Source organism: Cellulosimicrobium sp. BMG9.22, assembly GCF_059159975.1.
This window is the reverse complement of record NZ_JBZGBY010000015.1, coordinates 64,943-89,458: the sequence shown is the minus strand read 5'-3', so window position 1 is coordinate 89,458 and position 24,516 is coordinate 64,943. Positions and strand designations below refer to the sequence as shown.

The 24,516-nt window shown below is 71.4% G+C and carries 20 protein-coding genes and 2 tRNA genes; 17 read left to right on the top strand and 5 right to left on the bottom strand.

Annotation, left to right across the window (positions count from 1 at the left end; all coding sequences use genetic code 11):
* On the bottom strand, window positions 1-138 hold the full coding sequence (rpmH, locus tag AC4H2H_RS11905; RefSeq protein WP_012880118.1) for a 50S ribosomal protein L34: 138 nt from the start codon (window positions 136-138) through the stop codon (window positions 1-3).
* A 533-nt stretch (window positions 139-671) separates the two neighbouring features.
* Here rpmH and dnaA point away from each other — a divergent pair.
* The 5 genes from dnaA (at window position 672) to AC4H2H_RS11880 (ending at window position 7,523) form a co-directional block, all read left to right on the top strand.
* Window positions 672-2,090, top strand: a complete 1,419-nt coding sequence (gene dnaA / locus AC4H2H_RS11900; protein WP_494371013.1) for a chromosomal replication initiator protein DnaA — start codon at window positions 672-674, stop codon at window positions 2,088-2,090.
* An 822-nt stretch (window positions 2,091-2,912) separates the two neighbouring features.
* The gene (gene dnaN / locus AC4H2H_RS11895) at window positions 2,913-4,043 is read left to right on the top strand and encodes a DNA polymerase III subunit beta (RefSeq protein WP_494371012.1); all 1,131 of its coding nucleotides are present in this window, start codon (window positions 2,913-2,915) and stop codon (window positions 4,041-4,043) included.
* Between the two features lie 49 nt (window positions 4,044-4,092).
* Window positions 4,093-5,031, top strand: coding sequence for a phosphogluconate dehydrogenase (NAD(+)-dependent, decarboxylating) (gene gnd, locus AC4H2H_RS11890; RefSeq protein WP_494371011.1), 939 nt, complete (start codon window positions 4,093-4,095; stop codon window positions 5,029-5,031).
* A gap of 31 nt (window positions 5,032-5,062) precedes the next feature.
* The gene (locus AC4H2H_RS11885) at window positions 5,063-6,388 is read left to right on the top strand and encodes a DNA replication/repair protein RecF (RefSeq protein WP_494371010.1); all 1,326 of its coding nucleotides are present in this window, start codon (window positions 5,063-5,065) and stop codon (window positions 6,386-6,388) included.
* A 616-nt stretch (window positions 6,389-7,004) separates the two neighbouring features.
* Window positions 7,005-7,523, top strand: a complete 519-nt coding sequence (locus tag AC4H2H_RS11880; RefSeq protein WP_494371009.1) for a DciA family protein — start codon at window positions 7,005-7,007, stop codon at window positions 7,521-7,523.
* A 110-nt stretch (window positions 7,524-7,633) separates the two neighbouring features.
* On the opposite strand, the gene AC4H2H_RS11875 is transcribed toward AC4H2H_RS11880, so the two are convergent.
* Window positions 7,634-9,169, bottom strand: a complete 1,536-nt coding sequence (locus tag AC4H2H_RS11875) for a hypothetical protein (protein WP_494371008.1) — start codon at window positions 9,167-9,169, stop codon at window positions 7,634-7,636.
* Window positions 9,170-9,698: 529 nt separating this feature from the next.
* On the opposite strand from AC4H2H_RS11875, the gene gyrB reads away from it, so the two are divergent.
* The 6 genes from gyrB to AC4H2H_RS11845 all read left to right on the top strand — a co-directional run bounded on the left by gyrB (window position 9,699) and on the right by AC4H2H_RS11845 (window position 16,315).
* Window positions 9,699-11,831, top strand: a complete 2,133-nt coding sequence (gyrB, locus tag AC4H2H_RS11870) for a DNA topoisomerase (ATP-hydrolyzing) subunit B (RefSeq protein ID WP_494371007.1) — start codon at window positions 9,699-9,701, stop codon at window positions 11,829-11,831.
* A gap of 363 nt (window positions 11,832-12,194) precedes the next feature.
* Window positions 12,195-14,831, top strand: coding sequence for a DNA gyrase subunit A (gene gyrA, locus AC4H2H_RS11865; protein WP_494371027.1), 2,637 nt, complete (start codon window positions 12,195-12,197; stop codon window positions 14,829-14,831).
* A complete protein-coding gene (locus AC4H2H_RS11860; protein WP_494371006.1) occupies window positions 14,828-15,853 on the top strand; it encodes a DUF3566 domain-containing protein in 1,026 nt (341 codons plus the stop codon). Before gyrA ends, AC4H2H_RS11860 begins: the two co-directional genes overlap by 4 nt.
* A gap of 125 nt (window positions 15,854-15,978) precedes the next feature.
* Window positions 15,979-16,052 (top strand) — tRNA-Ile (locus AC4H2H_RS11855).
* 28 nt (window positions 16,053-16,080) lie between these two features.
* Window positions 16,081-16,200, top strand: a complete 120-nt coding sequence (locus AC4H2H_RS11850) for a DLW-39 family protein (RefSeq protein ID WP_494371005.1) — start codon at window positions 16,081-16,083, stop codon at window positions 16,198-16,200.
* Between the two features lie 39 nt (window positions 16,201-16,239).
* Window positions 16,240-16,315: transfer RNA gene (locus AC4H2H_RS11845), tRNA-Ala, on the top strand.
* Between the two features lie 65 nt (window positions 16,316-16,380).
* Here the strand turns inward: AC4H2H_RS11845 and AC4H2H_RS11840 are convergent.
* Window positions 16,381-17,541: a hypothetical protein gene (locus AC4H2H_RS11840; protein WP_494371004.1), complete on the bottom strand. Its 1,161-nt coding sequence runs from the start codon at window positions 17,539-17,541 to the stop codon at window positions 16,381-16,383.
* Window positions 17,542-17,687: 146 nt separating this feature from the next.
* Between AC4H2H_RS11840 and AC4H2H_RS11835 the strand changes: the two genes are divergently transcribed.
* Window positions 17,688-18,227, top strand: coding sequence for a peptidylprolyl isomerase (locus tag AC4H2H_RS11835; protein WP_494371003.1), 540 nt, complete (start codon window positions 17,688-17,690; stop codon window positions 18,225-18,227).
* Between the two features lie 104 nt (window positions 18,228-18,331).
* Entirely contained in the window at window positions 18,332-19,144 is an 813-nt protein-coding gene (locus AC4H2H_RS11830; protein WP_494371002.1) for a rhomboid family intramembrane serine protease, read from the top strand.
* 131 nt (window positions 19,145-19,275) lie between these two features.
* Here AC4H2H_RS11830 and AC4H2H_RS11825 read toward each other — a convergent pair whose 3' ends face one another.
* Complete coding sequence (locus tag AC4H2H_RS11825) at window positions 19,276-19,527, bottom strand: cell division protein CrgA (RefSeq protein WP_494371001.1); 252 nt, start codon at window positions 19,525-19,527, stop codon at window positions 19,276-19,278.
* A 239-nt stretch (window positions 19,528-19,766) separates the two neighbouring features.
* Between AC4H2H_RS11825 and AC4H2H_RS11820 the strand changes: the two genes are divergently transcribed.
* From AC4H2H_RS11820 to AC4H2H_RS11805, 4 genes are read left to right on the top strand one after another with little or no spacing between them, the layout of a single operon-like run.
* Entirely contained in the window at window positions 19,767-20,540 is a 774-nt protein-coding gene (locus AC4H2H_RS11820) for a DUF881 domain-containing protein (protein WP_494371000.1), read from the top strand.
* Complete coding sequence (locus AC4H2H_RS11815) at window positions 20,537-21,364, top strand: class E sortase (protein ID WP_494370999.1); 828 nt, start codon at window positions 20,537-20,539, stop codon at window positions 21,362-21,364. Before AC4H2H_RS11820 ends, AC4H2H_RS11815 begins: the two co-directional genes overlap by 4 nt.
* Complete coding sequence (locus tag AC4H2H_RS11810) at window positions 21,361-21,558, top strand: hypothetical protein (protein ID WP_494370998.1); 198 nt, start codon at window positions 21,361-21,363, stop codon at window positions 21,556-21,558. Before AC4H2H_RS11815 ends, AC4H2H_RS11810 begins: the two co-directional genes overlap by 4 nt.
* Window positions 21,555-22,214 (top strand): aminodeoxychorismate/anthranilate synthase component II, encoded by a 660-nt coding sequence (locus tag AC4H2H_RS11805; protein ID WP_494370997.1) that lies wholly within the window; start codon window positions 21,555-21,557, stop codon window positions 22,212-22,214. The genes AC4H2H_RS11810 and AC4H2H_RS11805 overlap by 4 nt, the downstream gene beginning before the upstream one ends.
* Before the next feature lie 138 nt (window positions 22,215-22,352).
* On the opposite strand, the gene pknB is transcribed toward AC4H2H_RS11805, so the two are convergent.
* Window positions 22,353-24,407: a Stk1 family PASTA domain-containing Ser/Thr kinase gene (pknB, locus tag AC4H2H_RS11800; RefSeq protein WP_494370996.1), complete on the bottom strand. Its 2,055-nt coding sequence runs from the start codon at window positions 24,405-24,407 to the stop codon at window positions 22,353-22,355.
* Window positions 24,408-24,516: the final 109 nt, after the last annotated feature.

The following is a 24,516-nucleotide window of genomic DNA, read 5'->3' as shown; positions in this document are numbered from 1 at the left end:
TCAGGCAGAGAGCTCGGTGCGGCCCTTGCGACGGCGGGCAGCCAGGATGGCGCGGCCGGCACGGGTCCGCATGCGCAGCCGGAAGCCGTGGGTCTTCGCCCGGCGCCGGGTGTTCGGCTGGAAGGTCCGCTTGCTCACGAGGTGCTCCAAGAACGTCGGGGAGGTACACCGTCTATGTCCTCGACGATGCAATGACCGGCTCCGGTGGAGCCCGTCGGTGGTTCGGGTGCTGCTACGGGGCGGTCTCCCACCCTGCTGACCGTCCAGGTGTGTACGACGTACGAGCCACACGTGGGCACGGAGTCCTCGAAGGAAGCACGACGCGTCGCGTCGGGCCCTGCGTGGGCGCGCCAAGAGCACCTGGAAGCGGCTGTCCGACGTTACGCTCTGCGACCCGGTCAGGTCAAACCACGGTCGGCGTGACGTCCGTCGCTCGTCGACGCCGACCAGACCGCGCTCGTCGCCTCCCCTTGACCTGAGAGCAACCTCACGATAACAACCCACAGCCTGTGGACAACTATGTGGACGAGGGGTTCCCGTGGCACGATCAACCCCAGCATCACTCCATCCGTGACCTTCTCGTCGGCGCTCGTGGTCCGGGATCCGCGAGCGCACGCTCGCCGGACCGGACCGCCGTCCGACGCACGCCCTCGACCCGTGAGGAACCGCCCGTGGCCAACCCGGACGAGAACATCGCCGACGTCTGGGCACAGACCCTGAGCATCCTCGAGGCGAGCCCTGACATCACGCCTCGCCAGATCGCGTTCATCAGGCTCGCCAAGCCGCTCGCCATCCTCGATGACACGGTGTTCATCGCCGTCCCGCACGAGCAGACGCGCACCTACCTCGAGACGCGCGTGCGCGACGAGCTGGTCACCGCCATGTCCTCGTGTCTCGGCCGCGACGTGCGTTTCGGCATCACCGTGGACCCCGAGCTCAGCTCGGAGCCCGTCTCCACCCCTGCCGCGCGCCCGGCCGTCGAGCGGCCGTACATGGAGCCCGACGACGGTCTCCCGGACCTCCCGGCCCCGCCGCCCCCGCGCCCGCAGGCGGAACCGAGCCGGCTCAACCCGAAGTACGTCTTCGAGACGTTCGTCATCGGCTCGTCGAACCGCTTCGCCCACGCGGCCGCGGTCGCGGTCGCCGAGGCTCCCGCCAAGGCCTACAACCCCCTGTTCATCTACGGCGACTCCGGCCTGGGCAAGACCCACCTGCTCCACGCGATCGGTCACTACGCGCACAACCTCTACCCGAACGTGCGCGTGCGCTACGTGAACTCGGAGGAGTTCACGAACGACTTCATCAACTCGATCGGTGAGGGCAAGGCCGGCGCGTTCCAGCGTCGGTACCGCGACGTGGACGTGCTGCTCATCGACGACATCCAGTTCCTCCAGGGCAAGGAACAGACGATGGAGGAGTTCTTCCACACGTTCAACGCGCTGCACAACGCGAACAAGCAGGTCGTCATCACGTCCGACCTGCCGCCCAAGCAGCTGAACGGGTTCGAGGACCGGCTCCGGTCACGGTTCGAGTGGGGACTCATCACGGACGTCCAGCCCCCCGACCTCGAGACCCGCATCGCGATCCTCCGCAAGAAGGCGTCGAGCGAGCGCCTCGCGGCTCCCGACGACGTGCTCTCCTACATCGGCTCGCGGATCTCGACCAACATCCGCGAGCTCGAGGGCGCACTCATCCGCGTGACCGCGTTCGCGAACCTCAACCGGCAGCAGGTCGACCTCCCCCTCGCGGAGATCGTCCTCAAGGACCTCATCACGGACGAGGACAGCGCCGAGATCACGCCTGCCGCGATCATCGCGCAGACCGCCGCGTACTTCGGCCTCACCATCGAGGACCTCTGCGGCAGCTCGCGCTCCCGTGTCCTCGTCACGGCCCGCCAGATCGCCATGTACCTGTGCCGCGAGCTCACCGACCTCTCCCTGCCCAAGATCGGCCAGCAGTTCGGCGGGCGGGACCACACGACCGTCATGCATGCCAACCGCAAGATCACGGAGCAGATGGCCGAGCGCCGGTCGACCTACAACCAGGTCACCGAGCTCACGAGCCGGATCAAGCAGCAGCACCGCGGCTGACCAGCCGCACTCGAACCCGGGCGACGACCCGGGCCGCCGACGACGACGGCCCGGGCCCACAGCGATCCCCGCCGGCGTGCACAGATCTGTGGATATCGGACGCCCGCCGTCCCGAAGACCCGCCCCACGCCGCGAACACCCACTCGTACACAGCGTGTGGGCCAAGTTGTCCACAGTCATCCACAGACGGCCTGTGGGTTGTGACATCCGCGTGATCCGGGCTCGCACGGAGAACCACAGATGTGTCCGGTCGTGGGAGATGCCCGTGATCTCCGGAGTTTTCCCCGACGGTGCTGTGGACGAGAGTCATCAACAGGCCCCTGTGGACGCCACTCCGTGCACAGATCCGTCCACATCGCTGTGGATAACTGTGGATGAGCTGCCAGATCGTGTGGACGACGCCCCCTCCGTCGGTGGACGACATGTGGGGACGAATCGGCCGCCCACAGGGCGTGCGACTTTCCCACAGCGTCCTCACCGGCTCGTCCACACGCAGAAATATCCCCTGACCTGCGAGAACGGCCGATATCCACTGGTTCCACAACCCCTACTACGACGACTAACGTCATCAAAGGGGAAATTCCACACGCCTTCATCAGGCTCCGACCGACGAGCGCGCAGGAGCTGACCGACCCCCCTCCGAGGCTGCCGGGGGCGTCCCCGGCCACATCCTCTCCAGAGGCACGGGAGTCCGCCCGTTCCAGTTCCTCCCGCACCTCACCTCGCGTAGGGTTCATCCACGACAGGTCGCGTCAGGGCGTACCCGTGCGGTACATGTGAAGATCGAGTCCGATCCTGGGCGTAGGGACGAGAGGGTGTGGGATGAAGTTCCGGGTTGAGCGTGATGTCCTGGCCGACGCGGTGACCTGGACGGCACGGACCCTGCCGACCCGCCCGCCCGCTCCCGTCCTCGCGGGCGTCCGCCTCGAGGCCGACGCCTCGGGCACGATCGGGCTGTCGAGCTTCGACTACGAGGTCTCGGCCCGCTCGGAGATCCCTGCAGAGGTGAGCGAGCCCGGCACGGTGCTCGTCTCCGGCCGTCTGCTGGCCGAGATCTCGCGAGCCCTGCCCGCCAAGCCCGTCGACGTCGCGCTCGAGGGCAGCAAGGTGATCGTGACCTGCGGCGCGAGCCGTTTCACGCTTCTCACCATGCCTGTGGACGAGTACCCCGCGCTGCCCGCGATGCCCGAGCTCTCGGGCACCGTGTCGGGCGACGAGCTGACGAACGCCGTCGCCCAGGTGACGGTGGCGGCGAGCCGCGACGACACCCTCCCGCTCCTCACCGGTGTGCGCGTCGAGATCGAGGGCGAGCGCATCACCCTGCTCGCGACCGACCGGTACCGTCTCGCGCTGCGCGAGCTCACGTGGACACCGGTCACCCCGAGCTACTCCGCCATCGCCCTCGTCCGGGCACGCACCCTGAACGACGTCGCCAAGTCGCTCGGGAGCTCCGGCCTGGTCAACGTCGGCCTCAACGTCGGGGCCGGGGTCGACCTCATCGGCTTCGAGGCCGGCGGCCGCCACACCACCTCCCAGCTCGTCGACGGCGACTACCCCGCCGTGCGCCGGCTCTTCCCGGACGAGACGCCGATCCATGCCGTCGTCCCGACGGCGCCGCTCATCGACGCCGCCAAGCGCGTCGCCCTGGTCGCTGAGCGCAACACCCCGATCCGGCTGTCGTTCACGGACGGCCAGGTCGTGCTCGACGCCGGTCAGGGTGACGACGCGCAGGCGTCCGAGGCCCTCGAGGCGGTCCTCGTCGGCGAGGACATCTCGGTCGCGTTCAACCCGCAGTTCCTCCTCGACGGGCTCGGGGCGCTCGGCACCGACTTCGTGCGCCTGAGCTTCACCCACCCGAACAAGCCGGTCGAGTTCACGGGCCAGGACTCCCTGGACGGCGAGGACTCGTCCCACTACCGCTACCTGCTCGTGCCGATCCGCTTCGCGGGCTGACGCGCGGCGGACCGCTCACGCACGGAACCACCACACCGGAGGACCCCGCATGGTCACGCGCATCGGACTCGTCGGACTCGGCAAGATGGGCAACAACATGCGCGCGCGCGTCCGCGCAGCGGGCATCGAGGTCACCGGCTACGACCCGCGCCCCGAGGTGTCCGACGTCGCGTCGCTCGCCGAGCTCGTCGCGGCCCTTCCCGACGACGAGCGGCGCATCGTGTGGGTCATGGTCCCCGCGGGCGATCCGACGCGTGGTGTCGTCACCGAGCTCGGTGAGCTCCTCGGCGAGGGCGACGTCGTCATCGAGGGCGGCAACTCCCACTACGCCGAGGACCAGGCGCGCGCCGGCGAGCTGCGCGAGAAGGGTGTCGGCTACCTCGACGTCGGCGTCTCGGGCGGTGTGTGGGGCCTGGAGAACGGGTACGGCCTCATGGTCGGCGGCGACGCCGACCTGGTGACCGCGGCCATGCCGATCTTCGACGCGCTGCGGCCCGACGGGCCGCGCGACGAGGGCTTCGTGCACGCGGGCGAGGTCGGTGCGGGGCACTTCGCCAAGATGGTCCACAACGGCATCGAGTACGGCCTCATGCAGGCGTACGCCGAGGGCTACGAGCTGCTCGCGGCCAAGAGCGACGTCGTCAAGGACGTCCACGGCACGATGAAGGCGTGGACGCGCGGCACCGTCGTGCGGTCGTGGCTCCTCGACCTCTTCGTCAAGGCGCTCGAGGAGGACCCTCAGCTCGCCGCGATCGACGACTGGGTCGACGACTCGGGCGAGGGTCGGTGGACCGTCGACGAGGCGATCGACAACGCCGTCCCGCTGCCCGTGATCTCCGCCGCGCTCTTCGCGCGCTTCGCGTCGCGCCAGGAGCAGTCCCCCGCGCTCAAGGCGGTCGCCGCGCTGCGCCAGCAGTTCGGCGGGCACGCGGTCAAGGCCGCCGGGCCGGCGTCTCCGGGCGCGGGCCCGCTCGAGCCGCCCGCCTGACCGACGCTCGTCGCTACCCGACCGCTCCCGCATGTACGTCTCGCACCTGTCCCTCGTCGACTTCCGCTCCTACGAGTCCGTCGACCTCGAGCTCGGCCCGGGCGTCAACGCCCTCGTCGGCCCGAACGGTCAGGGCAAGACGAACCTCGTCGAGGCGATCGGCTATGTCGCGACGCTCGCGAGCCACCGCGTGGCAGGCGACGCGGCCCTCGTCCGGGCGGGCGCCCCGCGCGCCGTCGTGCGTACGCGCGTCGTGCGGGGCGACCGCGCGAGCACGATCGAGCTCGAGATCACACCGGGCAAGGCGAACCGCGCGCGCATCAACCGGTCTCCCGCGTCGAAGCCGCGGGACGTCCTGGGGATCGTGCGGACGGTCCTGTTCGCCCCCGAGGACCTCGCGCTCGTCAAGGGCGACCCCGACGGGCGGCGGCGGTTCCTCGACCAGCTCGCCGTCCTCCTCGTCCCGCGCGTCTCCGCGCTGCTCGCCGACTACGACCGGGTCCTGCGCCAGCGTGGTGCACTGCTCAAGTCCGCGGCCGCGCTCCGTGGCCGAGGTCGTGGCTCCCGGCGACCGCGGCCCGCGCCGGAGCCACCCGTGCCCGACGACGGCGAACCACCCGTCGTCGACGACGTCACCGCGGCCCTCGCGACGCTCGACGTGTGGGACGCGCGGCTCGCGAGCCTGGGCGCCGAGATCACGGCGCTGCGCCTGCAGCTCGTCGCCGCCCTCGCGCCCTACGTGGCCGAGGCGTACGACCAGGTCAGCGCAGGCCAGGGCGCGGCGCTCACGACCTACCGGTCGTCCGTCGACGAGGCCCTCGACGAGCACGCCGCGCCCGACGACGCGGCGGGCGTCGGCGAGGACGGCGCCCGGTCGGACGCGCCGCCGTCGGGCATCCCGGGTGTGACCGCGCTCGAGGAGCGCATGCTGGGTGCCATGCAAGCCGTACGGGGCAAGGAGATCGAGCGCGGCGTGAACCTCGTCGGGCCGCACCGAGACGACCTCGTGCTCACCCTCGGCGGCCTGCCCGCGAAGGGGTACGCGAGCCACGGCGAGTCGTGGTCGTTCGCCTTGGCACTACGGCTCGCGTCCTACCGGCTGCTCAAGGACGGCGCCCCCGCGGGCCTCGAGTCGCTCCTGTGGGCGGACCAGTGGGGCCCGGACGGCGAGCCCGTCCTCGTCCTCGACGACGTCTTCGCCGAGCTCGACGTCCGCCGTCGTGAGCGGCTCGCCGAGCTGGTTGCCGGTGCCGGCCAGGTCATCATCACCGCTGCCGTGCCCGACGACGTCCCGTCCCTCCTCGACGGAGCGCGATACACCGTCCACGACGGGACGGTGACTCGTGACGAGCAGTGACGACAAGGCTGCGTCGCGTGAGGCGAGGGATGCCGGGTCGCCCCGGGAGCGGGGGAGGGAGGCGGCGCCGGGTCGACCATCCGCCCGCTCGTCCCTCGCGGGCTCCCGCCAAGCCCCCCACGACCCGGCGCCGCCTCCCTCCCCCGCCGTGCCGTCTCACCTTCCCGGGATGCTCCCGGGCGGAGACGACGACGGCTCGGCCCTCGGCACGTCGTCGCACCTCTTCGAGTTGGACGATGCGGGATCGACCGGGCAATCCACAACGGGTGTGGACGACGACGCGAGCGGAACTTCGCGCGCCCGGCTCGGCCCGTCGTCGTCGGCCACGACCGCGCCCGCCGCCACCGCGACGGGCGGGACCTGGCGGGCGGGCGCGACGTCCCCGGGTGAGGCGCCTCGCGCGACGGGGCCCGGGACCTGGGGAGCGCGAGCGACCTCCCAGGGTGAGGTGCCTACGAGCGGGGAGGACCGGGGGGTGGCGGCCCGTCGTGGTGGGCCTGGCGGGAGCGGGCGAGGAACGAGCCCGCGGATGGTAGACGGGCCGCCACCCCCCGGTCCTGCCCGCGGTGGTGACGACGAACGCGGTGGTGACGACGAGGCGACGCGGGCGACGGGGATGCCCGTGGGGCACGTCGTGGAGCTGACCCCGCCGGCGGAGGTCGCGCGGCAGGCGCTGAACCGGGCGAAGGCGGCGGCGCGGGCGAAGGGGTTGCGGCCGGGGCAGGAACCGCGGCGGCGGATCCTGGCGGACGCGCCCTCGTCGGGCGCGCGGCCGAGCGGTCGCGACCCGCAGCTCCTGGCGGACGTCCTCGCGCACCTGCTGCGCGAGCGTGACTGGGTGGCGGACGTGTCGGTGGGCGGCGTGGTCGGGCGGTGGCGGGAGGTCGTCGGTGACCAGGTCGCGGACCACTGCGAGCCGGAGACGTTCGAGGACAAGGTGCTCGTCGTGCGCGCGGACTCCACGGCGTGGGCGACCCAGGTGCGCCTGCTTGCGCCGCGTCTCCTGGAGCGTCTGGCGCAGGAGGTGGGCGAGGGCGTGGTGGAGACCGTGACGGTGCTCGGCCCGGCCGGTCCCAGCTTCCGGCGCGGGAAGAGGTCCGTGCGCGGCCCGGGTCCGCGCGACACCTGGGGCTGAGCCGACGCGCGAACGGCACGTGTGCCGGGACGACGCAGGGCCCGCCGCGACCGTGGTCGCGGCGGGCCCTGCCGGGTCGTCACCCGGTCGTCAGGGACGACCGGCGGGTGTCATGCCTGCACGCGGCGGCGGAGCCAGAAGACGAGGGCTCCCCCACCGACGAGCAGCGCCGCGAAGCCGACCGCACCGGCGACGGTGGCGCCGGTCGACGCGAGCTGCGGCCCGTTGCTCGTCGGGGCGGCCCCCGCGACGTCCTCGGCCGCGACGGGCGCGACGGGCGGGTTCGCGCAGGCGGTCGTGGCCGGCGGGTAGGTCACGACGGTCGAGTACGACGGGTTGACCTCGAAGAGGACCTCCACGCCGTCCCGGGTCCACGCGTAGTTGCCCTCGGTCTCGGTGTAGGAGCCGTCCTCGTTGCGGACGAACCCGGGCCACTGCTTCGGCTCCTCGGCCGAGGCGCCGGGCCACAGGATCGAGCCGCTCAGCGGCTGGTTCGTGACGACGTAGTCCTCGCCGCCGTTCGGGTGGCGGAACGTGATCGTGAGCGAGTTCTCCTCGTCGACGGTCGCGCCGTCCGGCAGCTCGACGGCGTAGCCCAGGTAGGGGACGTCGCCCTGGCACACGGCCTCGATGGCGCCGGGCACGAGGGCGCACTCCTCGTCGGCCGGGAGCAGCTCCTCGCTCGGGAAGACGGCCGTACGTGCGCCGTCCTCCAGGACATAGCCACCGAGCTTCGCCTCGTCGAACGTCACGCCTTCCTTGGCCGTCGCGCGGATGCCCGCCGTGATGGCCTGGTACGTGAAGCCCTCCGACTCGGCCGGGAGCACGACGTCGTCGATGTCCGCACCGCAGACCGTGAGCGCCGCGGGGGCCTCGGGGGCCAGGGCGACGGTAGACGGGACGGACGGTGCCGGCGGCGTGTCGCACGAACCCTTCGGTAGCGACGCGCCGACGTCCTGATGGTGGGAGTCGATGAGCCGGTTACCGGGGAACCCGCCGTTGTGCGGGTACTCGATCTCAGTGGGGAGCGGGAACTCCTGCGCCGATCCGCGGGCGAGGTCCTGCTGGATGCCCCACGCGGTGCACAGCTCCTCGAGCGGGACCTCCTCGCCCGCGATCTGCTCGGCAACCTCGCGCACGTCGTCGAGGTCGAGGGGCGAGACGAGCCACGCCCACCGCTTGAGGTAGTCGGCCGAGGGATCGAAGGTCTCGGTGCTGGTCACGAAACGCTGGGGACCCGAGTTCTCCCACTTCGCAGGCATCGAGGCGTCGAGCTTGGGGTACACGTACACGCCCACCTGCACCGCGTCGCCTTCGGGTGCGTCGCACGCGGTCGTCGTGCCGGAGTTCGAGTAGTTGTGCTGGTCGCCGTCAGAGGCGTCCACCTCGACGCTCCAGGTGTGCGACGTCGTGGGGTCGAGCTCGTACGTCTTCACGAACTCGCGGTCGAACGTGCGAGGCTCGAGCACGTCGCCGTCCACGGTGACGGTCAGCTCGTTGTCGTCGGCGTACCACTTGAGCTCGACGTTCAGCGCTCGGCAGTCCGCCCAGGACTCGGGCGTGTGTGCTGTGGCGGGTGCCGCGGTGGCGACGAGCCCGCCGAGGGCGAGCGCTGTCGCTGCGGCGCTCGCGAGAAGTCTCTTCACGGAGGAGGGGTCCCTTCGAGGGTGTTGCGTCCGGGCAGTGATCACTCCTGCGCGGACGACGCGCGAATCATGATTGTGTGTGGTATTAGACCACTTACGCCATGAAAGGTAGATAGCCGACTTGAGAGGTGAGACCCCTTCGTGACCTACGACGGGGCGAGAGGTGCGTCCGGGGCTCTGCTGACGCAGTGCGCCGGGCCGGTGGACAACCCTGTGGAAAACTTTGTGGAGGACTTCCGCGCGCGCAGCGGGGATCGCGTCGCGAATCGACCCGAAGATGTCCCCAGGAGGGCCAGGATCCGCGGTTTTCGGGTCGCGACGGGTAGACTGGGCAGGTCATTCCGGGTCTTGTCACCACCCGCTCGCGCAGCCCTCTCGAGGGGGCACGACCAGCCCTCGTCGGCGTGGTCGTTCCTCGTCGCGTGGAGCTGGCGCCGACGGCGGTGCGGGCCCGGAACCTATGAGCAACGGCGACCGATTCCGCAGGATCCGGCCGCCGCGTGCACGACGACGAGGAGCAGTCCTGCCCGTGGCAGAGCACACCGAGACCGCCATCACCGACCCTACGGCGCCCGCTCCCGCGGCCCCGCCCGCGGGTGGCGGCTACGACGCGAGCAACATCACCGTCCTCGAGGGGCTGGAGGCGGTCCGCAAGCGTCCGGGCATGTACATCGGCTCGACGGGCGAGCGGGGTCTTCACCACCTTGTGTACGAGGTTGTGGATAACTCTGTGGACGAGGCCCTCGCCGGCCACGCGGACACCATCGACGTCAGGCTGCTGGCCGACGGCGGCGTGCGCGTCGTCGACAACGGGCGCGGCATCCCGGTCGCGATCCACCCGACCGAGGGTCGGCCGACCGTCGAGGTCGTCATGACGATCCTCCACGCGGGCGGCAAGTTCGGCGGGGGCGGCTACGCGGTGTCGGGCGGACTGCACGGCGTCGGCATCTCCGTCGTCAACGCGCTCTCGTCCCGCGTGGTGACCGAGGTCCAGCGCGACGGGTACGCGTGGCGCCAGGAGTTCGCCGACGGCGGCAAGCCGGTCGGCGAGCTGCACCGGGGCGAGGCCACGGACGCGACCGGCACGACCCAGACGTTCTGGGCCGACCCGACGATCTTCGAGACCACCGAGTTCGACTTCGAGACCCTGCGGGCGCGGTTCCAGCAGTACGCGTTCCTCAACAAGGGCCTGCGCATCACGCTCACCGACGAGCGCCCCGCGCACCTCGACACCGGCGACGAGGTCACCGGCGGCGACGGGTCGACCGTCTCCGCATCCGGCGACACGGCCCTGGGCAGCGCCGAGGACGGCACGCCCGCGAGCGGCGACGCGACGTCGTCGGGCACGTCGCCGGCGGCGCGCACCGTGAGCTACCGGTACGACGGCGGCCTGATCGACTACGTCAAGCACCTCAACGGCGCGAAGAAGGTCGAGCTCGTCCACCCCGACGTCATCGACATCGAGTCGGAGGACACCGAGCGGCGGATCTCCGTCGAGATCGCCATGCAGTGGACCAGCGCGTACTCGGAGTCCGTCCACACGTTCGCGAACACGATCTCGACGACCGAGGGCGGCACGCACGAGGAGGGCTTCCGGGCGGCGATGACGTCGCTGGTCAACCGGTACGCACGGGACAAGGGCATCCTCAAGGAGAAGGACGAGAACCTCACGGGCGACGACATCCGCGAGGGCCTCACCGCCGTCATCTCCGTCAAGCTCGGCGAGCCGCAGTTCGAGGGCCAGACGAAGACGAAGCTCGGCAACACCGAGGCCAAGACGTTCGTCCAGCGGGTCGTCAACGAGCGGCTCAACGACTGGTTCGACTCGCACCCGGGCGAGGCTCGCGACGTCATCCGCAAGGCGATCCAGGCGTCGCAGGCGCGTCTCGCCGCCCGCAAGGCGCGCGAGGCGACCCGCCGCAAGGGCCTGCTCGAGTCGGGCGGCATGCCCGGCAAGCTGCGCGACTGCCAGTCGAACCGCGCCGAGGAGTGCGAGATCTTCATCGTCGAGGGTGACTCCGCGGGCGGCTCCGCCGTGCGCGGGCGCAACCCGCGCACGCAGGCGATCCTCCCGATCCGCGGGAAGATCCTCAACGTCGAGCGCGCGCGCCTCGACCGGGCCCTGTCCAACCAGGAGGTCCAGTCGATCATCACCGCGTTCGGCACCGGCATCGGCGAGGACTTCGACCTCGCCAAGCTCCGGTACCACAAGATCGTCCTCATGGCCGACGCCGACGTCGACGGCCAGCACATCGCGACGCTCCTGCTCACGCTCCTGTTCCGCTACATGCGACCGCTCATCGAGAACGGCCACGTCTACCTCGCGCAGCCGCCGCTGTACCGCCTGAAGTGGTCCAACGCCCCGCACGACTACGTGTACTCCGACAAGGAGCGCGACGCGTTCCTCGCCTCAGGGCAGGCCGCCGGCAAGCGGATCCCCAAGGAGAACGGGATCCAGCGCTACAAGGGTCTCGGCGAGATGGACTACTCCGAGCTCTGGGACACCACCATGGACCCCGAGCACCGCACCCTCAACCAGGTCACGCTCGACGACGCCGCCGCGGCCGACGAGATCTTCTCCGTCCTCATGGGCGAGGACGTCGAGTCCCGCCGCAGCTTCATCCAGCGCAACGCGAAGGACGTGCGGTTCCTTGACATCTGAGCCGCTCGTCGCGGGCCGCGCGTCCCGTGGTGGGGCGCCGGGACGGGGCACTCCGGGGCGGCCGTGCCGGGTCTACCATCCGCGCCGCTCGTTCCTCGCGACGCTCCCGCCAGACCCGCCACGACCCGGCACGGCCGCCCCTCCGGCCCCGTCCCGGCTCGCTCGCGCAGGTCGCATCGCCTCGTGCGCGGGCCACCCGCGATGGGCCGATGGCGCAGCGCCCGCGGACCTGGCCACAGCGCACGAGGCAACCACGTACGAGACGCACGAAGAGACGAACGAACGAGGTAGATCGTGACCGACGAGCAGAACCCCGAGATCGAGCCCACGGCTCCTGGTGACGGCGACGCGGTCGACGCGGTCGTGCACGCCGACGGGACGGCCCTCGCGGTGCATCACGGGCGTATCGAGCAGGTCGACCTGCAGCTCGAGATGCAGCGGTCGTACCTCGACTACGCGATGAGCGTCATCGTCGGGCGTGCGCTGCCCGACGTGCGGGACGGGCTCAAGCCGGTCCACCGTCGCGTGCTGTACGCGATGTACGACGGCGGCTACCGGCCGGACCGGTCGTACTCGAAGTGCTCGCGCGTCGTCGGCGACGTCATGGGCAAGTTCCACCCGCACGGCGACACGGCGATCTACGACGCGCTCGTGCGCCTCGTGCAGGACTGGTCGCTGCGGTACCCGCTGGTCGCGGGCCAGGGGAACTTCGGCTCCCCCGGCAACGACCCGGCGGCCGCGCCGCGATACACCGAGTGCCGGATGGCGCCCCTGGCCATGGAGATGGTCCGGGACATCGACAAGGACACGGTCGACTTCCAGGACAACTACGACGGCCGTACCCAGGAGCCGGCCGTGCTGCCGGCCCGGTTCCCGAACCTGCTGGTCAACGGCTCGGCGGGCATCGCGGTCGGCATGGCGACGAACATCCCGCCGCACAACCTGCGCGAGGTCGCGGAGGGTGTGCAGTGGCACCTCGACCACCCCGAGGCGAGCCGCGAGGAGCTGCTCGCGGCGCTGCTGCTGCGCATCAAGGGCCCGGACTTCCCGACGGGCGCGACGATCCTCGGGCACAAGGGCATCGAGGAGGCGTACCGCACGGGCCGTGGATCGATCACGATGCGCGCGGTGGTCAACGTCGAGGAGATCCAGGGCCGCGTGTGCCTGGTCGTCACGGAGCTGCCGTACCAGGTCAACCCGGACAACCTGGCGGCGAAGATCGCCGACCTGGTCAAGGACGGCCGCATGCAGGGCATCGCGGACATCCGTGACGAGACGTCGGGCCGCACGGGCCAGCGCCTCGTCGTCGTGCTTAAGCGCGACGCCGTCGCGAAGGTCGTCCTCAACAACCTGTACAAGCACACGCAGCTGCAGGACACGTTCGGCGCGAACATGCTCGCGCTGGTCGACGGCGTCCCGCGCACGCTGAGCCTCGACGCTTTCATCCGGCACTGGACGGCGCACCAGCTCGACGTCGTCGTCCGCCGCACGCAGTACCTGCTGCGCGAGGCCGAGAAGGCGATCCACATCTACCGCGGCTACCTCAAGGCGCTCGACGCGCTCGACGAGGTCATCGCGCTCATCCGCCGCTCCCCGGACGCCGACCAGGCGCGCGAAGGGCTGATGGGACTCCTCGAGATCGACGAGATCCAGGCGACGGCGATCCTCAACATGCAGCTGCGGCGGCTCGCCGCGCTGCAGCGCCAGGAGATCATCGAGAAGCACGACGAGCTCGAGCGGGAGATCATCGGGTACGAGACGATCCTCGCCTCGGAGGAGCGTCAGCGCCAGATCGTCGGCACCGAGATGCGCGAGATCGTCGACAAGTACGGCGACGAGCGCCGGACGACGATCCTCCCGTTCGACGGCGAGGTCTCGATCGAGGACCTCATCGCCGAGGAGGAGATGGTCGTCACGATCACGCGCGGCGGGTACGTCAAGCGCACCCGCTCGGACAACTACCGGGCCCAGAAGCGGGGCGGCAAGGGCGTGCGCGGGGCGCAGCTGCGCGAGGACGACATCGTCGACCACTTCTTCGTGACGACGACGCACCACTGGCTGCTGTTCTTCACGAACCTCGGGCGCGTCTACCGTGCGAAGGCGTACGAGCTGCCCGAGGGCGGGCGCGACGCCAAGGGCCAGCACGTGGCCAACCTGCTCGCGTTCCAGCCCGGCGAGAAGATCGCGCAGGTCCTCGACCTGCGCAGCTACGACGACGCGGAGTACCTCGTCCTCGCGACGCGCCGCGGCCTGGTGAAGAAGACGCGACTCACGGAGTACGACTCGCCGCGGTCGGGCGGCCTCATCGCGATCAACCTGCGCGAGGACGAGAGCGGCACTCCCGACGAGCTGGTCGCCGCGCTGCTGGTCGACGCGACGGACGACCTCATCCTCGTCTCGCGCAAGGGACAGTCGATCCGGTTCACCGCCGACGACGACACGATGCGGCCGCTGGGCCGCGCGACGTCGGGGGTCACGGGCATGAAGTTCCGCGCGGACGACGAGCTGCTCTCGGCCGACGTCGTCCAGGAGGGCTCGAACCTGTTCGTCGTCACCGAGGGCGGCTTCGCCAAGCGCACCCGGATCGACGAGTACCGCGTCCAAGGACGCGGCGGACTCGGCATCAAGGTCGCGAACTTGGTGGAGGCTCGTGGAGATCTCGTGGGGGCTCTGGTCACAGAGGCCGATGACGAGGTGCTGGTGATCATGGAACGCGGGAAGATCGTCCGGTCCGCGGTCGGCGAGGTCAACCTCACCGGTCGCACCACTCAGGGGGTGACGTTCGCGAAGCCCGACAAGGGGGACCGCATCATCGCGGTCGCGCGGAACGTCGAACGTCGCCTCGGAGAGGATCGGGATACCGTGGTGACCGAGGACGGGACCGGCGCGGCCCCGTACGCGCCCGATCCGAGCAGCGCACGGAGCACCGACCCGATCACCACGGCCGAGGAGGCCGACGGGAACGAGACGGCCCCCGGAACCACCGAGGAAACCAGATGAGCAGCGACAAGAACGCACCGCCGACGATCACGCCGAAGGTGACCGTCCCGCGGCCCGACGCGACGACGAGCACGTCGCGTCCGGCGGTCGACCCGTCGTCGAACGGTCACGGCTCGTCGAACGGGTCGTCCCACAGCACGAGCAACGGCACGAGCAACGGGACCCCGCACGGCGTGTCACGCGATGCAGCGGCTCCGCCGCCGCCCCCGCCCCCGCCGCCGGCACCCGCGGCGGCGTCCGCACCGGCATCCGCACCGGGTCAGGGCCCGGCGGTCGACGCCGACGGGATGGAGCGCGCGTCGGGCGAGAGCCGGGTCGCGGTCGCCCGCGCCGGTGCGGTCAAGGCGGCTGCGGCCGCGATCGCCGCGGCGAAGACCGCCGCGAAGAAGGTGTCGGCCGCGGTGCCGGCAGCCCCGGCGGAGACCGAGGGTTCCCAGGACGAGATCGACGATCGGACGGTGAGGCGAGTGCCGACGACCACCTCCTCTCCCTCCACGGCGGCCCCCGCCGCGGCGCAGGCACCGTCGACGCTGTCCTCGAGCGGCGGCGCGATGCACTACTCCGCCGCCGGTGTCACGGGCACGGCGAGCCCGGTCACGGGCGCCACGCCCGCTGTCGGGACGGCGACGGGTGCGACGCCCGCGGTCCGGCCGGACGGCGGCCCGCGCCGGGTGCGTCTCGCCGTGTCGCGCGTCGACCCGTGGTCGGCCATGAAGCTGGGCTTCCTCCTCGCGGTCGCGATCGGGATCATGACCGTGGTCGCCGCAGCGGTCGTCTGGTACGTCCTCGACAGCATGCAGGTGTTCTTCAAGCTCGAGGAGCTCGTCGCGCAGGTCCTCGGCGAGGAGAACAACGTCGACATCCTCCAGTTCGTCGAGTTCGGCCGCGTGATCTCGCTCGCGACCCTGCTCGGGGTGGTCAACGTGGTGATCATCACGGCGCTGTCGACGATCATGGCGTTCCTGTACAACATCGTCGCCGCGCTCGTGGGCGGCGTGCACCTCACGCTCACGGACGACTGACGCTCACGAGAGTCGCTGCCGGTCCCGGCGGCCTCCCGGTTTGGGTCTGCGGGTCCCGGTGGGGTAATCTCAAGCGCTGCCTGCGTGCGGAGCAGCCCTCAGGGGCTGACCAGCGAGGCGCGAACGGGCCTATAGCTCAGACGGTTAGAGCGCTTCCCTGATAAGGAAGAGGTCAGAGGTTCAAGTCCTCTTAGGCCCACTGCCGAACCCACTCGAGGGGGAACGTCATGAAGAAGATCCTCGTCCTGCTTCTCGCTGCCGGAGCCGGATTCCTGCTGTGGCGCAAGTACTCGGAGGACAACGCCGAGCGCGACCTCTGGGCAGAGGTCACCGACACCTTCGAGTGAGCACTCTCCACACCTGACCGGCCCCAGGCCGCGTCGCCCGGGGCCATGGCGCAATTGGTAGCGCACCTGCTTTGCAAGCAGGGGGTTGGGGGTTCGAGTCCCCCTGGCTCCACCAGCACCGCCGACGAAGGGCCCCACCAGGCGGTGGGGCCCTTCGTCGTCGGCGGGTCCGCGGACCGCTCAGAGGTCGCCGGGCTTCTCCGACTTCTGGGCGGCGTCCTCGGCGGCGCCCTCGGTCGCCTCGCGGGACCTCTTCGCCTCGGCCGCGTCCTCGCCGGTCACCTGAGCGGAGCCCGGCAGGGGCGCCTGCGCGGACTCCTGGCCGGAGTCCTTCGCGGTCGTGCCAGGACGGGACGGGCGAGCGCGGCTCGAGGCCTTCTTCGCGGCCTCCTTCGCCTCGCCGACGGCGTCGGTCACGCGGTCGCTCACGTCACCCCGGACCTCCGCGGCGCGCTCGGCGATCTTGTCGGTCGCCTCACGACCCTTCGCGACGGCGACGCCCGCCGCCTCGCCGAGGGTCTCGGCGGCGTCGCCGACGGCGTGCTTGGCGCCACCGACGACGTCGTCGAAGTGGACCTGCTGCTCCTCCTGCTCCCAGGGCTCGGCCCAGGGGTCGGTCGTCGGCTGGGCGCGCCGGTAGAGGACGTAGCCGACGCCCGCGGCGGTGACGCCGCCGGCGATCCACCACAGCGTCTTGCCCTTGCCCGACGAGGAGTCCGCCTCGGCGGCAGCCTTGTCGGCGACGGCAGCGAGCTTGGCCGCGGCCTTGTCCGCGGCCTTGTCGGCACCCTTCGCCGCCTTCTTGCCCGCCTTGCCCGCCGCCTTCTGTGCCTGCTTCGACGCCTCGGCGGCGGCCTTCTGCGCCTGCTTCGCGAGCTTGCGGGCCTTCCTGCCCGTCGCGGCGGCGGTGGCGGCTGCCGCGGCGGCCGTCGCCTCGGCGGCGTCGTCCGAGGCGCGCTGGGCGGCCTCCGACGCGCCGGCCGCCGCGGCGTTGAAGCTCGCGACGATCTTGGGCAGCACGTCGTCGACGAGCTTGTCGTGCGCGGTGTCGATCGCCGGCGTGGCCTTCTCGGCAGCCTTCTCGACGCGCGGTGCGGCGGCCTGGATGCTGTCCTGCCAGGCCTTCTCGACGCGTGGCTGGAGCCACTCGAGGAACGCCTCGACCTTGGGCGTCCCCCACTCCTTGGCCTGCGCTGCGGCGTCCTTGGCCTGGTCCGCGAGCTGGCTCGCGGCGTTCTGGGCGGTCGCGGCCGCCTGGGCGGCCTGTTCCTTGAGCTTCTCGGTGTCGATCTGCTCGAGCGTGTCCTTGACGGAGTCGCTCGCTGAGCGAGAACGGGTCATGCGTGCTCCCCGGGGTCGTCGTCCGGCGCGGACGTTCTGGTGGATGCGGTGTATGACGTTTCCGCTTACTCTGCCACCACCGTCCCCACCCCGCGAGACGGCACGTGGGACGGGTCGCGCGCGGGTCTCGTGGGAGGATGGTGCGCATGTTCGCAACCCTCCACACCACCGCAGGTGACATCCGCATCGAGCTCCTGCCGAACCACGCCCCGAAGACGGTGGCGAACTTCGTCGGGCTCGCGCAGGGCACCACGACGTGGGCCGACCCGCGCACCGGGGCGGAGCGCTCCGAGCCGTTCTACGACGGCCTGATCTTCCACCGCGTGATCAAGGACTTCATGATCCAGGGCGGGTGCCCGCTCGGCACCGGCACGGGCGGTCCTGGCTACACGTTCAACGACGAGATCCACCCGGAGCTCCAGTTCGACCGCCCGTACCTCCTGGCGATGGCGAACGCGGGCCTGCGCCGCAACCCGGTGACGGGTGAGGCCGAGGGCACGAACGGCTCGCAGTTCTTCGTCTCCACCGTGCCGACGCCGTGGCTCAACGGCAAGCACACGATCTTCGGCGAGGTCGCGGACGACGCGTCGCGCGCCGTCGTGGACGCGATCAACGAGACGCGCACCCGCCCGGGCGACCGTCCGCAGGAGGACATCGTCATCAGCTCCGTGACGATCGAGGACTGACCATCTCCGCGCCTCCCGGGCCTCCCGGCCCACCCGCCTACGGGACGGCAGGACCGCACGACGGTCCCGCCGTCCCGCCGGTCTGCCCGCGCCACCCGGACCGCGTGTCGTACGTGCGCTGCCAGCGCTGCGGACGCCCGACGTGCCCCGAGTGCCAGCGCCCGGCGGCCGTCGGCGTGCAGTGCGTCGACTGCGTGCGCGAGAGCGCGCGCCAGGCGCCGACGGTGCGCACGGCCCTGGGGGGCAAGGTCGGCTCCGGCCGGCCGGTGGTGACGTTCACGATCATCGGGCTGTGCGTGGTGAGCTGGCTCCTCCAGCTCGTGACGGGCGGGGAGTGGACGAGCAGGCTGGCGTTCGCGCCCTGGATCGGCGAGCTCGAGCCGTACAGGTTTCTCACCGCGGCGTTCCTGCACTCGACGAGCCCGGTCCACATCCTGTTCAACATGTACGCCCTGTGGATCACGGGCCCGTTCCTCGAGCAGCAGCTCGGGCGGGCACGGTTCACCGCGCTCTACCTGCTGTCCGCCCTGGGCGGTTCGGTCGGGTACCTCGTCCTCGCGGGCGGCCCGACGGCGGAGGCGTGGTACCAGCCGGTCGTCGGCGCCTCGGGCGCGGTGTTCGGGCTGTTCGGCGCGATCCTCCTGGTCCTGCGGCGCACCGGCCGCAACGCGATGCAGATCGTCGTGCTCATCGGCATCAACTTCGCGATCGGGCTGTTCTTCCCCGGGATCGCGTGGCAGGCGCACCTCGGAGGCCTGGTCGTCGGCCTCGCGCTGGGCGCGGCCTACGCGTACGCCCCGCGCGAGCGGCGCACGCTCGTGTCCGTGGGCGCGACGGCGGCCGTGGCGGTCGCGCTCGGCGCCGCCGTGTGGCTCACGTACGCGTCGGCGGACCAGTTCGCCCACCTCGGAGGCTGAGCGAGCACGGTCCGGAGCGCTGCTCACGACGGCGGAGCGAAGGCACCGAAGAAGTTATCCCCAGGTTTGCTCACAGGTGTGGAACTACACGCCTGTCATTCTCGGCGACGCCAGGAACCGCCGTCGTGCCGCTACTTCCAGCGTGTGGTGAGCGCGAAGCCCGCGATGATGAACGCGAAGCCGACGGCGAGGTTCCAGGCGCCGAGCGGGGGGACGGGGAGCTGCGCGGGGCCGCTCAGGTAGAACAGGACGATCCACGCCAGCCCCACGAGCATGAGCCCGAGCATCGTCGGGACGAGCCAGCGCGGGTTGCCCGTGTCGGGCTTGGGCGCGCGCGGCTCGCGAGGTGCCTTGGGCTTCTTGCGTGACTTCGACTCGGGCACGAGGGTGGGCTCCTGTCCTGGTGGGGTCCCCTGCAGACGGCGGCGGTGACGCGTCGCGGGAGCGGACGCCTGCCGTCGTCGTGCAGGAACCGTGCATGGCTCGGGTGAAGGTCGTCGACGGGCGGGCGAGGTCCGTGGGAGCACGGGTTCGACGCGTTCGTGGACGGCGTTCGTCGACTAGCGTAGTGGGCGCACACAATAGGGAACGACACGGCCCCGCCCAGGAAGGAGACGGTCGCGTGAGCAGCAACGCCGATCCGTCCCCTGCGGACCCTGCCCCCGCCCCCTCGCGCGCGCGGCGGGTCCGCTCGGCGGTGAGCGTCGCGCTCGTCCTCGCCCTGGCGGGCCTGATGTTCACCGCGAACGCACGGCTGGCGCGCGGCGAGGAGTCACGCCACCCCGAGAACCTGGCGCAGCTCGTCGACAAGGAGTCGGGCCGCGTCGCCGACCTCGCTGCCGAGGTCGACGCCCTGACGCACGAGATCGCCAGCCTCTCCGACACGGGTGACGCCCCCGTCGGCATGAACCCCGACCTCGCGGCGCGCACGGCTCTCGCCGCCGGCACCGTGCCGGTGAGCGGGTCCGGGTTGTCCGTGTCGCTCGACGACGCCCCGCCCGAGGGCAGCTACCCCGCGGAGATCCGTCCCGACGACCTCGTCGTGCACCAGCAGGACATCCAGGCCGTCGTCAACGCCCTCTGGGCGGGCGGCGCCGAGGCGATGACCCTCCAGGGCCAGCGCGTGACGTCGACGTCGGCGTTCCGGTGCGCGGGCAACATCCTCCTGCTGCACGGCCGCGTGTACTCGCCGCCCTACGTCGTCGAGGCGGTGGGCGACCCCGACGCGCTGCGCGACGCGCTCGAGCGGTCGCCGGGCGTGCAGACCTACCAGCAGTACGTCGAGGCGGTGAACCTGGGCTGGGCCGTCGAGGAGCACGACGGGCTCGAGCTGCCGAGCTACGAGGGCGGGCTCGAGCTGCGATACGCCCGCCCGGCCTCCGCGGTGGTGTCGTGACCGCGACCGTCCCGGGACACGTGCGGCACGCGGGTGCGCGCGGCGGCGGACGGGGTGCGGTCTCCGCCGTCGTCGGGGTCGTCGGCGAGCTGCTCATCACCCTCGGTGTGCTGCTGGGGCTCTACGTGGTGTGGCAGCTGTGGTGGACCGACGTCCAGGCGGACCGGGTCCAGGCCGAGGTGCTCGCGGAGCTCGACGCGCCCGCGCCGGACCCGGCCGACGTCGCCACGACGGTCCGGCGCGACGCGCCCCCGGTCATGGCGGTACCCGCGCTCGGCGAGGTCTTCGGGACGCTGCGCGTCCCACGCTGGGGCGACGCGGTCATGCCGATCGCGGAGGGCACGGACAAGCAGAGCATCCTCGACAAGGCGATGGCGGGCCACTACCCCGAGACGGTCATGCCGGGCGACATCGGCAACTTCTCGGTCGCCGGGCACCGGCAGACCTACGGGAAGATCTTCCACGACGTGGAGGAGCTCGAGATCGGGGACCCGCTCGTCGTCGAGGCGGACGGCGTCTGGTACGTCTACCGGGTGGACCAGATGGAGGCCGTCGAGCCGGACCAGGTGGAGGCCGTCGCGCCCGTGCCCTGGCAGCCCGGCGTGGAGCCCACCGAGCGGTACCTGACCCTGACGACGTGCCACCCGATCGGGCTCAACTCGCTCGTCGCCCGGTTCATCGTCAACGCGAAGCTCGACTACTGGATGCCCGTCGAGGACGGCACGCCGCCGGACCTCGTCGGCCAGACCGCACCCCCGGCCGAGGCGTCGGCCGCGTCGCTGCCCGCCGGCGCAGCGACCAGCACGCACGACGGGAGCACATGATGTACGGGGCGCTGTGGCGCGTTCTGCCCGGGCCCGCGTGGGTCCGGGTGCTCCTCCTGCTCGTCCTCGCGGCCGCCGTCGTGCTCGCGTGCTTCGAGTGGCTGTTCCCGCTCGTGTCCGAGTACATGCCGTTCAACGACCCCAACATCCAGACGGACGCCGCCGGCGCCCTGCCCGTGGAGGCCTCGCGATGACCCGTCAGACCCGCATCCTCGTCGTCGACAACTACGACTCGTTCGTCTACACGATCGTCGGCTACCTCGACCAGCTGGGCGCGCAGACCGTCGTCGTGCGCAACGACGCCGTGCCCGAGCCGGACGCCGAGGGCCGCTTCCACGACGCCGACGGCACGGTCTTCGACGGCGTCCTCGTCTCCCCCGGCCCCGGCACCCCGAAGGAGGCTGGGCAGAGCGAGCAGGTCATCCGCGCGTGCGCCGCGTCGCGCACGCCGATGCTCGGGGTCTGCCTCGGCCACCAGGCTCTGGCGGAGGTGTACGGCGCGACGGTCACGCACGCGCCCGAGCTCATGCACGGCAAGACCAGCCTCGTCGAGCACGACGGCGAGGGCGTCCTCGCGGGCCTCCCCGCCCCGTTCACCGCGACGCGCTACCACTCGCTCGCCGTCGTCAACCGCACGGTGCCGCCGGAGCTCGAGGTCACCGCGACCACCGCCGGTGGCGTGATCATGGGCGTCCAGCACCGCGACCTGCCGCTGCACGGCGTGCAGTTCCACCCGGAGTCGGTGCTCACCGAGGGCGGGCACCGACTGCTCGCGAACTGGCTCGAGGCGTGCGGGCTCGAGGGCGCCGTCGAGCGGTCCGCGGGCATGGCGCCGCTCGTGCGCCAGTAGCCCACGACGTGTCAGCGTTCCACGGCCGCAGGGATCGCTGAGCTGCTGACAACTTCCTCCATGCACGACGACGGGCTCTCACCTCGCGAGGTGAGAGCCCGTCGTCATGACGTCGCCGGCGCGGCGACGCGCGGAGGATCAGTCGTTGCCGCCCCGGCCGCCGTTTCCGCCGCCCTCGCCGCCGCCCTCGCCTTCCTCGTCGCCGCCGGGCGCCGGGCCAGGGCCGGTCGAGACGATGAGCGAGACGGGGTCACCGACGTTGAGCTCGGTGCCGCCGCGCGGGTCGGAACCGATGACCGTCCCCGCGGGCCACTGCTCGGACTCCTGCGTCTGGCGGTTCCCGGGGATGAGCCCGGCGGCGCCGAGCGCCTCGGTCGCCTGCTGCTCCGTCATCCCGGCGAGACTCGTCGGGACGACCGTCGTCTCCACCGCGCGCGGGATGGCGACCTCGATGGTCACGTCCGAGCCCTGCGGGACGCTGCCCGCGTTCGGGCGCTGGCTGAGGACCTGGCCCTCGGGCTCGTCGGACTCGACCTCCTCGACGTTCGGGTTGAGGCCGAGGTCGGAGATCGCCTGCTCGGCGGCGTCGCGCTGCTGCCCGACGAGGTCGCCCAGCGTGACGAGGCCGGACGACGTGAAGATCTCGACCGGCGAGCCACCCGGGACGGACTGGTTCGCCGGCGGGTTGGTCCGCGTCACCAGGTCCTTCTCGACGTCGACCGAGTCCTCGGACCCGCCGGACGTGACCGTGAGGCCGAGTCCAGTGATCGTCTGCCGCGCCTCGTCCTGGGTCATGCCCGTGACGTCCGGGACGGCCACGGCGTCGGGGCCGCCGGAGAAGAACGCCGTGACGGTCTCGCCGAGCTCCAGCTCGGTGCCACCCTCAGGGGTCGTCTTCGTGAACGTGCCCTCGGGCTCCTGGGAGTCCGGGTCGATCGCCTGGGCGTACTCGAACCCTTCGGCGGTGATCTGCTGCTCGGCCTGCTCGGGCGTGACCCCCGTGGAGAGGGTCGGGACCGTGCCCGTCGTCGGCTCCTCCTCGCCCTGGCCGTTGAGCACCAGCATCGTGATGATCGCCGCGATCGCGATCGCGCCGATCGCGATGAGCGTCCACATGAGGCCCTTGCGGCTCTTCTTGCCGTCCTCGTCGCCCGGGACGTCGTCGCCCGGCGGGACGGCCGGCGTCGTGCTGGTCGCCCACGGGTTCGCGGTGGCTGGGGCCATGACCTGCGTGGCCGACTCCACCATCGTGGGCTGCATGTCGGCGGCCATCGCGGCCGCACCGAGACCGGCCGCGGCGGCCGCGACACCGAGCGACGGAGCAGTGATCGCCCCGCCGCGCACGGCGTTCTCGAGGTCGGCGCGGAACTCCGCGGCGTTCGAGTAGCGGTCCGTGCGGTCCTTCGCGAGGGCCTTGAGCGTGATGCGGTCGAGCACCTCCGGGACGTCCGGCGCGACGGCGCTCGGCGTCGCCGGGGCCTCGCGCACGTGCTGGTACGCGACGGCGACGGGCGAGTCACCGATGAACGGCGGGCGACCGGTGAGGAGCTCGTAGAGCAGGCAGCCCGTGGAGTAGAGGTCGGAGCGTGCGTCGACCGTCTCGCCGCGCGCCTGCTCGGGCGAGAGGTACTGCGCGGTGCCGATGACGGCGGACGTCTGGGTCATCGTCGCGGCGGAGTCCGCCATGGCGCGCGCGATGCCGAAGTCCATGACCTTGACCGCGCCGGTGGGCGTGATCATGACGTTCGCGGGCTTGATGTCACGGTGCACGATGCCCGCGTGGTGCGAGTACTCGAGCGCCGCGAGCACGCCCGCGGTGATCTCGACCGCCTCGTCGATGGGGACGGCCTGCCCGTCGCGCAGGATGTCGCGGACCGTGTGGCCCTCGACGTACTCCATGACGATGAACGGGACGTGCACCGCGTTGCCCGTGGTGTCGGAGTGCACGTCCTCGCCCGTGTCGTACACGGCCACGATGGCGGGATGGTTGAGCGACGCGGCCGCCTGGGCCTCACGCCGGAAGCGCGCGAGGAACGTGGGGTCGCGCGCGAGGTCGGACCGCAGGATCTTGATCGCGACGGTGCGACCGAGGCGGTTGTCGTGCCCGATGTGCACCTCGGCCATGCCGCCGCGACCGATGAGCTCACCGACCTCGTAGCGACCGGCAAGCACGCGGGGAGCGTTGTCCACCACTCATTCGTCCTTCGGAGTTGTCGGGGCCGCGGGCGCGTCCGCGCGCGGCACATCTGGCGCAATCATCCCACCCGCGCGGGTCCGCGAGGGCAGGGGACACAACGATGTC

Excerpts from the sequence above, each read along its gene's own strand:
- dnaN (WP_494371012.1), top strand. The coding sequence starts at position 2,913 with ATGAAGTTCCGGGTTGAGCGTGATGTCCTGGCCGACGCGGTGACCTGG.
- gnd (WP_494371011.1), top strand. The coding sequence starts at position 4,093 with ATGGTCACGCGCATCGGACTCGTCGGACTCGGCAAGATGGGCAACAAC.
- AC4H2H_RS11885 (WP_494371010.1), top strand. The coding sequence starts at position 5,063 with ATGTACGTCTCGCACCTGTCCCTCGTCGACTTCCGCTCCTACGAGTCC.
- AC4H2H_RS11880 (WP_494371009.1), top strand. The coding sequence starts at position 7,005 with ATGCCCGTGGGGCACGTCGTGGAGCTGACCCCGCCGGCGGAGGTCGCG.
- AC4H2H_RS11860 (WP_494371006.1), top strand. The coding sequence starts at position 14,828 with ATGAGCAGCGACAAGAACGCACCGCCGACGATCACGCCGAAGGTGACC.
- AC4H2H_RS11850 (WP_494371005.1), top strand. The coding sequence starts at position 16,081 with ATGAAGAAGATCCTCGTCCTGCTTCTCGCTGCCGGAGCCGGATTCCTG.
- AC4H2H_RS11840 (WP_494371004.1), bottom strand. The coding sequence starts at position 17,541 with ATGACCCGTTCTCGCTCAGCGAGCGACTCCGTCAAGGACACGCTCGAG.
- AC4H2H_RS11835 (WP_494371003.1), top strand. The coding sequence starts at position 17,688 with ATGTTCGCAACCCTCCACACCACCGCAGGTGACATCCGCATCGAGCTC.
- AC4H2H_RS11810 (WP_494370998.1), top strand. The coding sequence starts at position 21,361 with ATGATGTACGGGGCGCTGTGGCGCGTTCTGCCCGGGCCCGCGTGGGTC.
- AC4H2H_RS11805 (WP_494370997.1), top strand. The coding sequence starts at position 21,555 with ATGACCCGTCAGACCCGCATCCTCGTCGTCGACAACTACGACTCGTTC.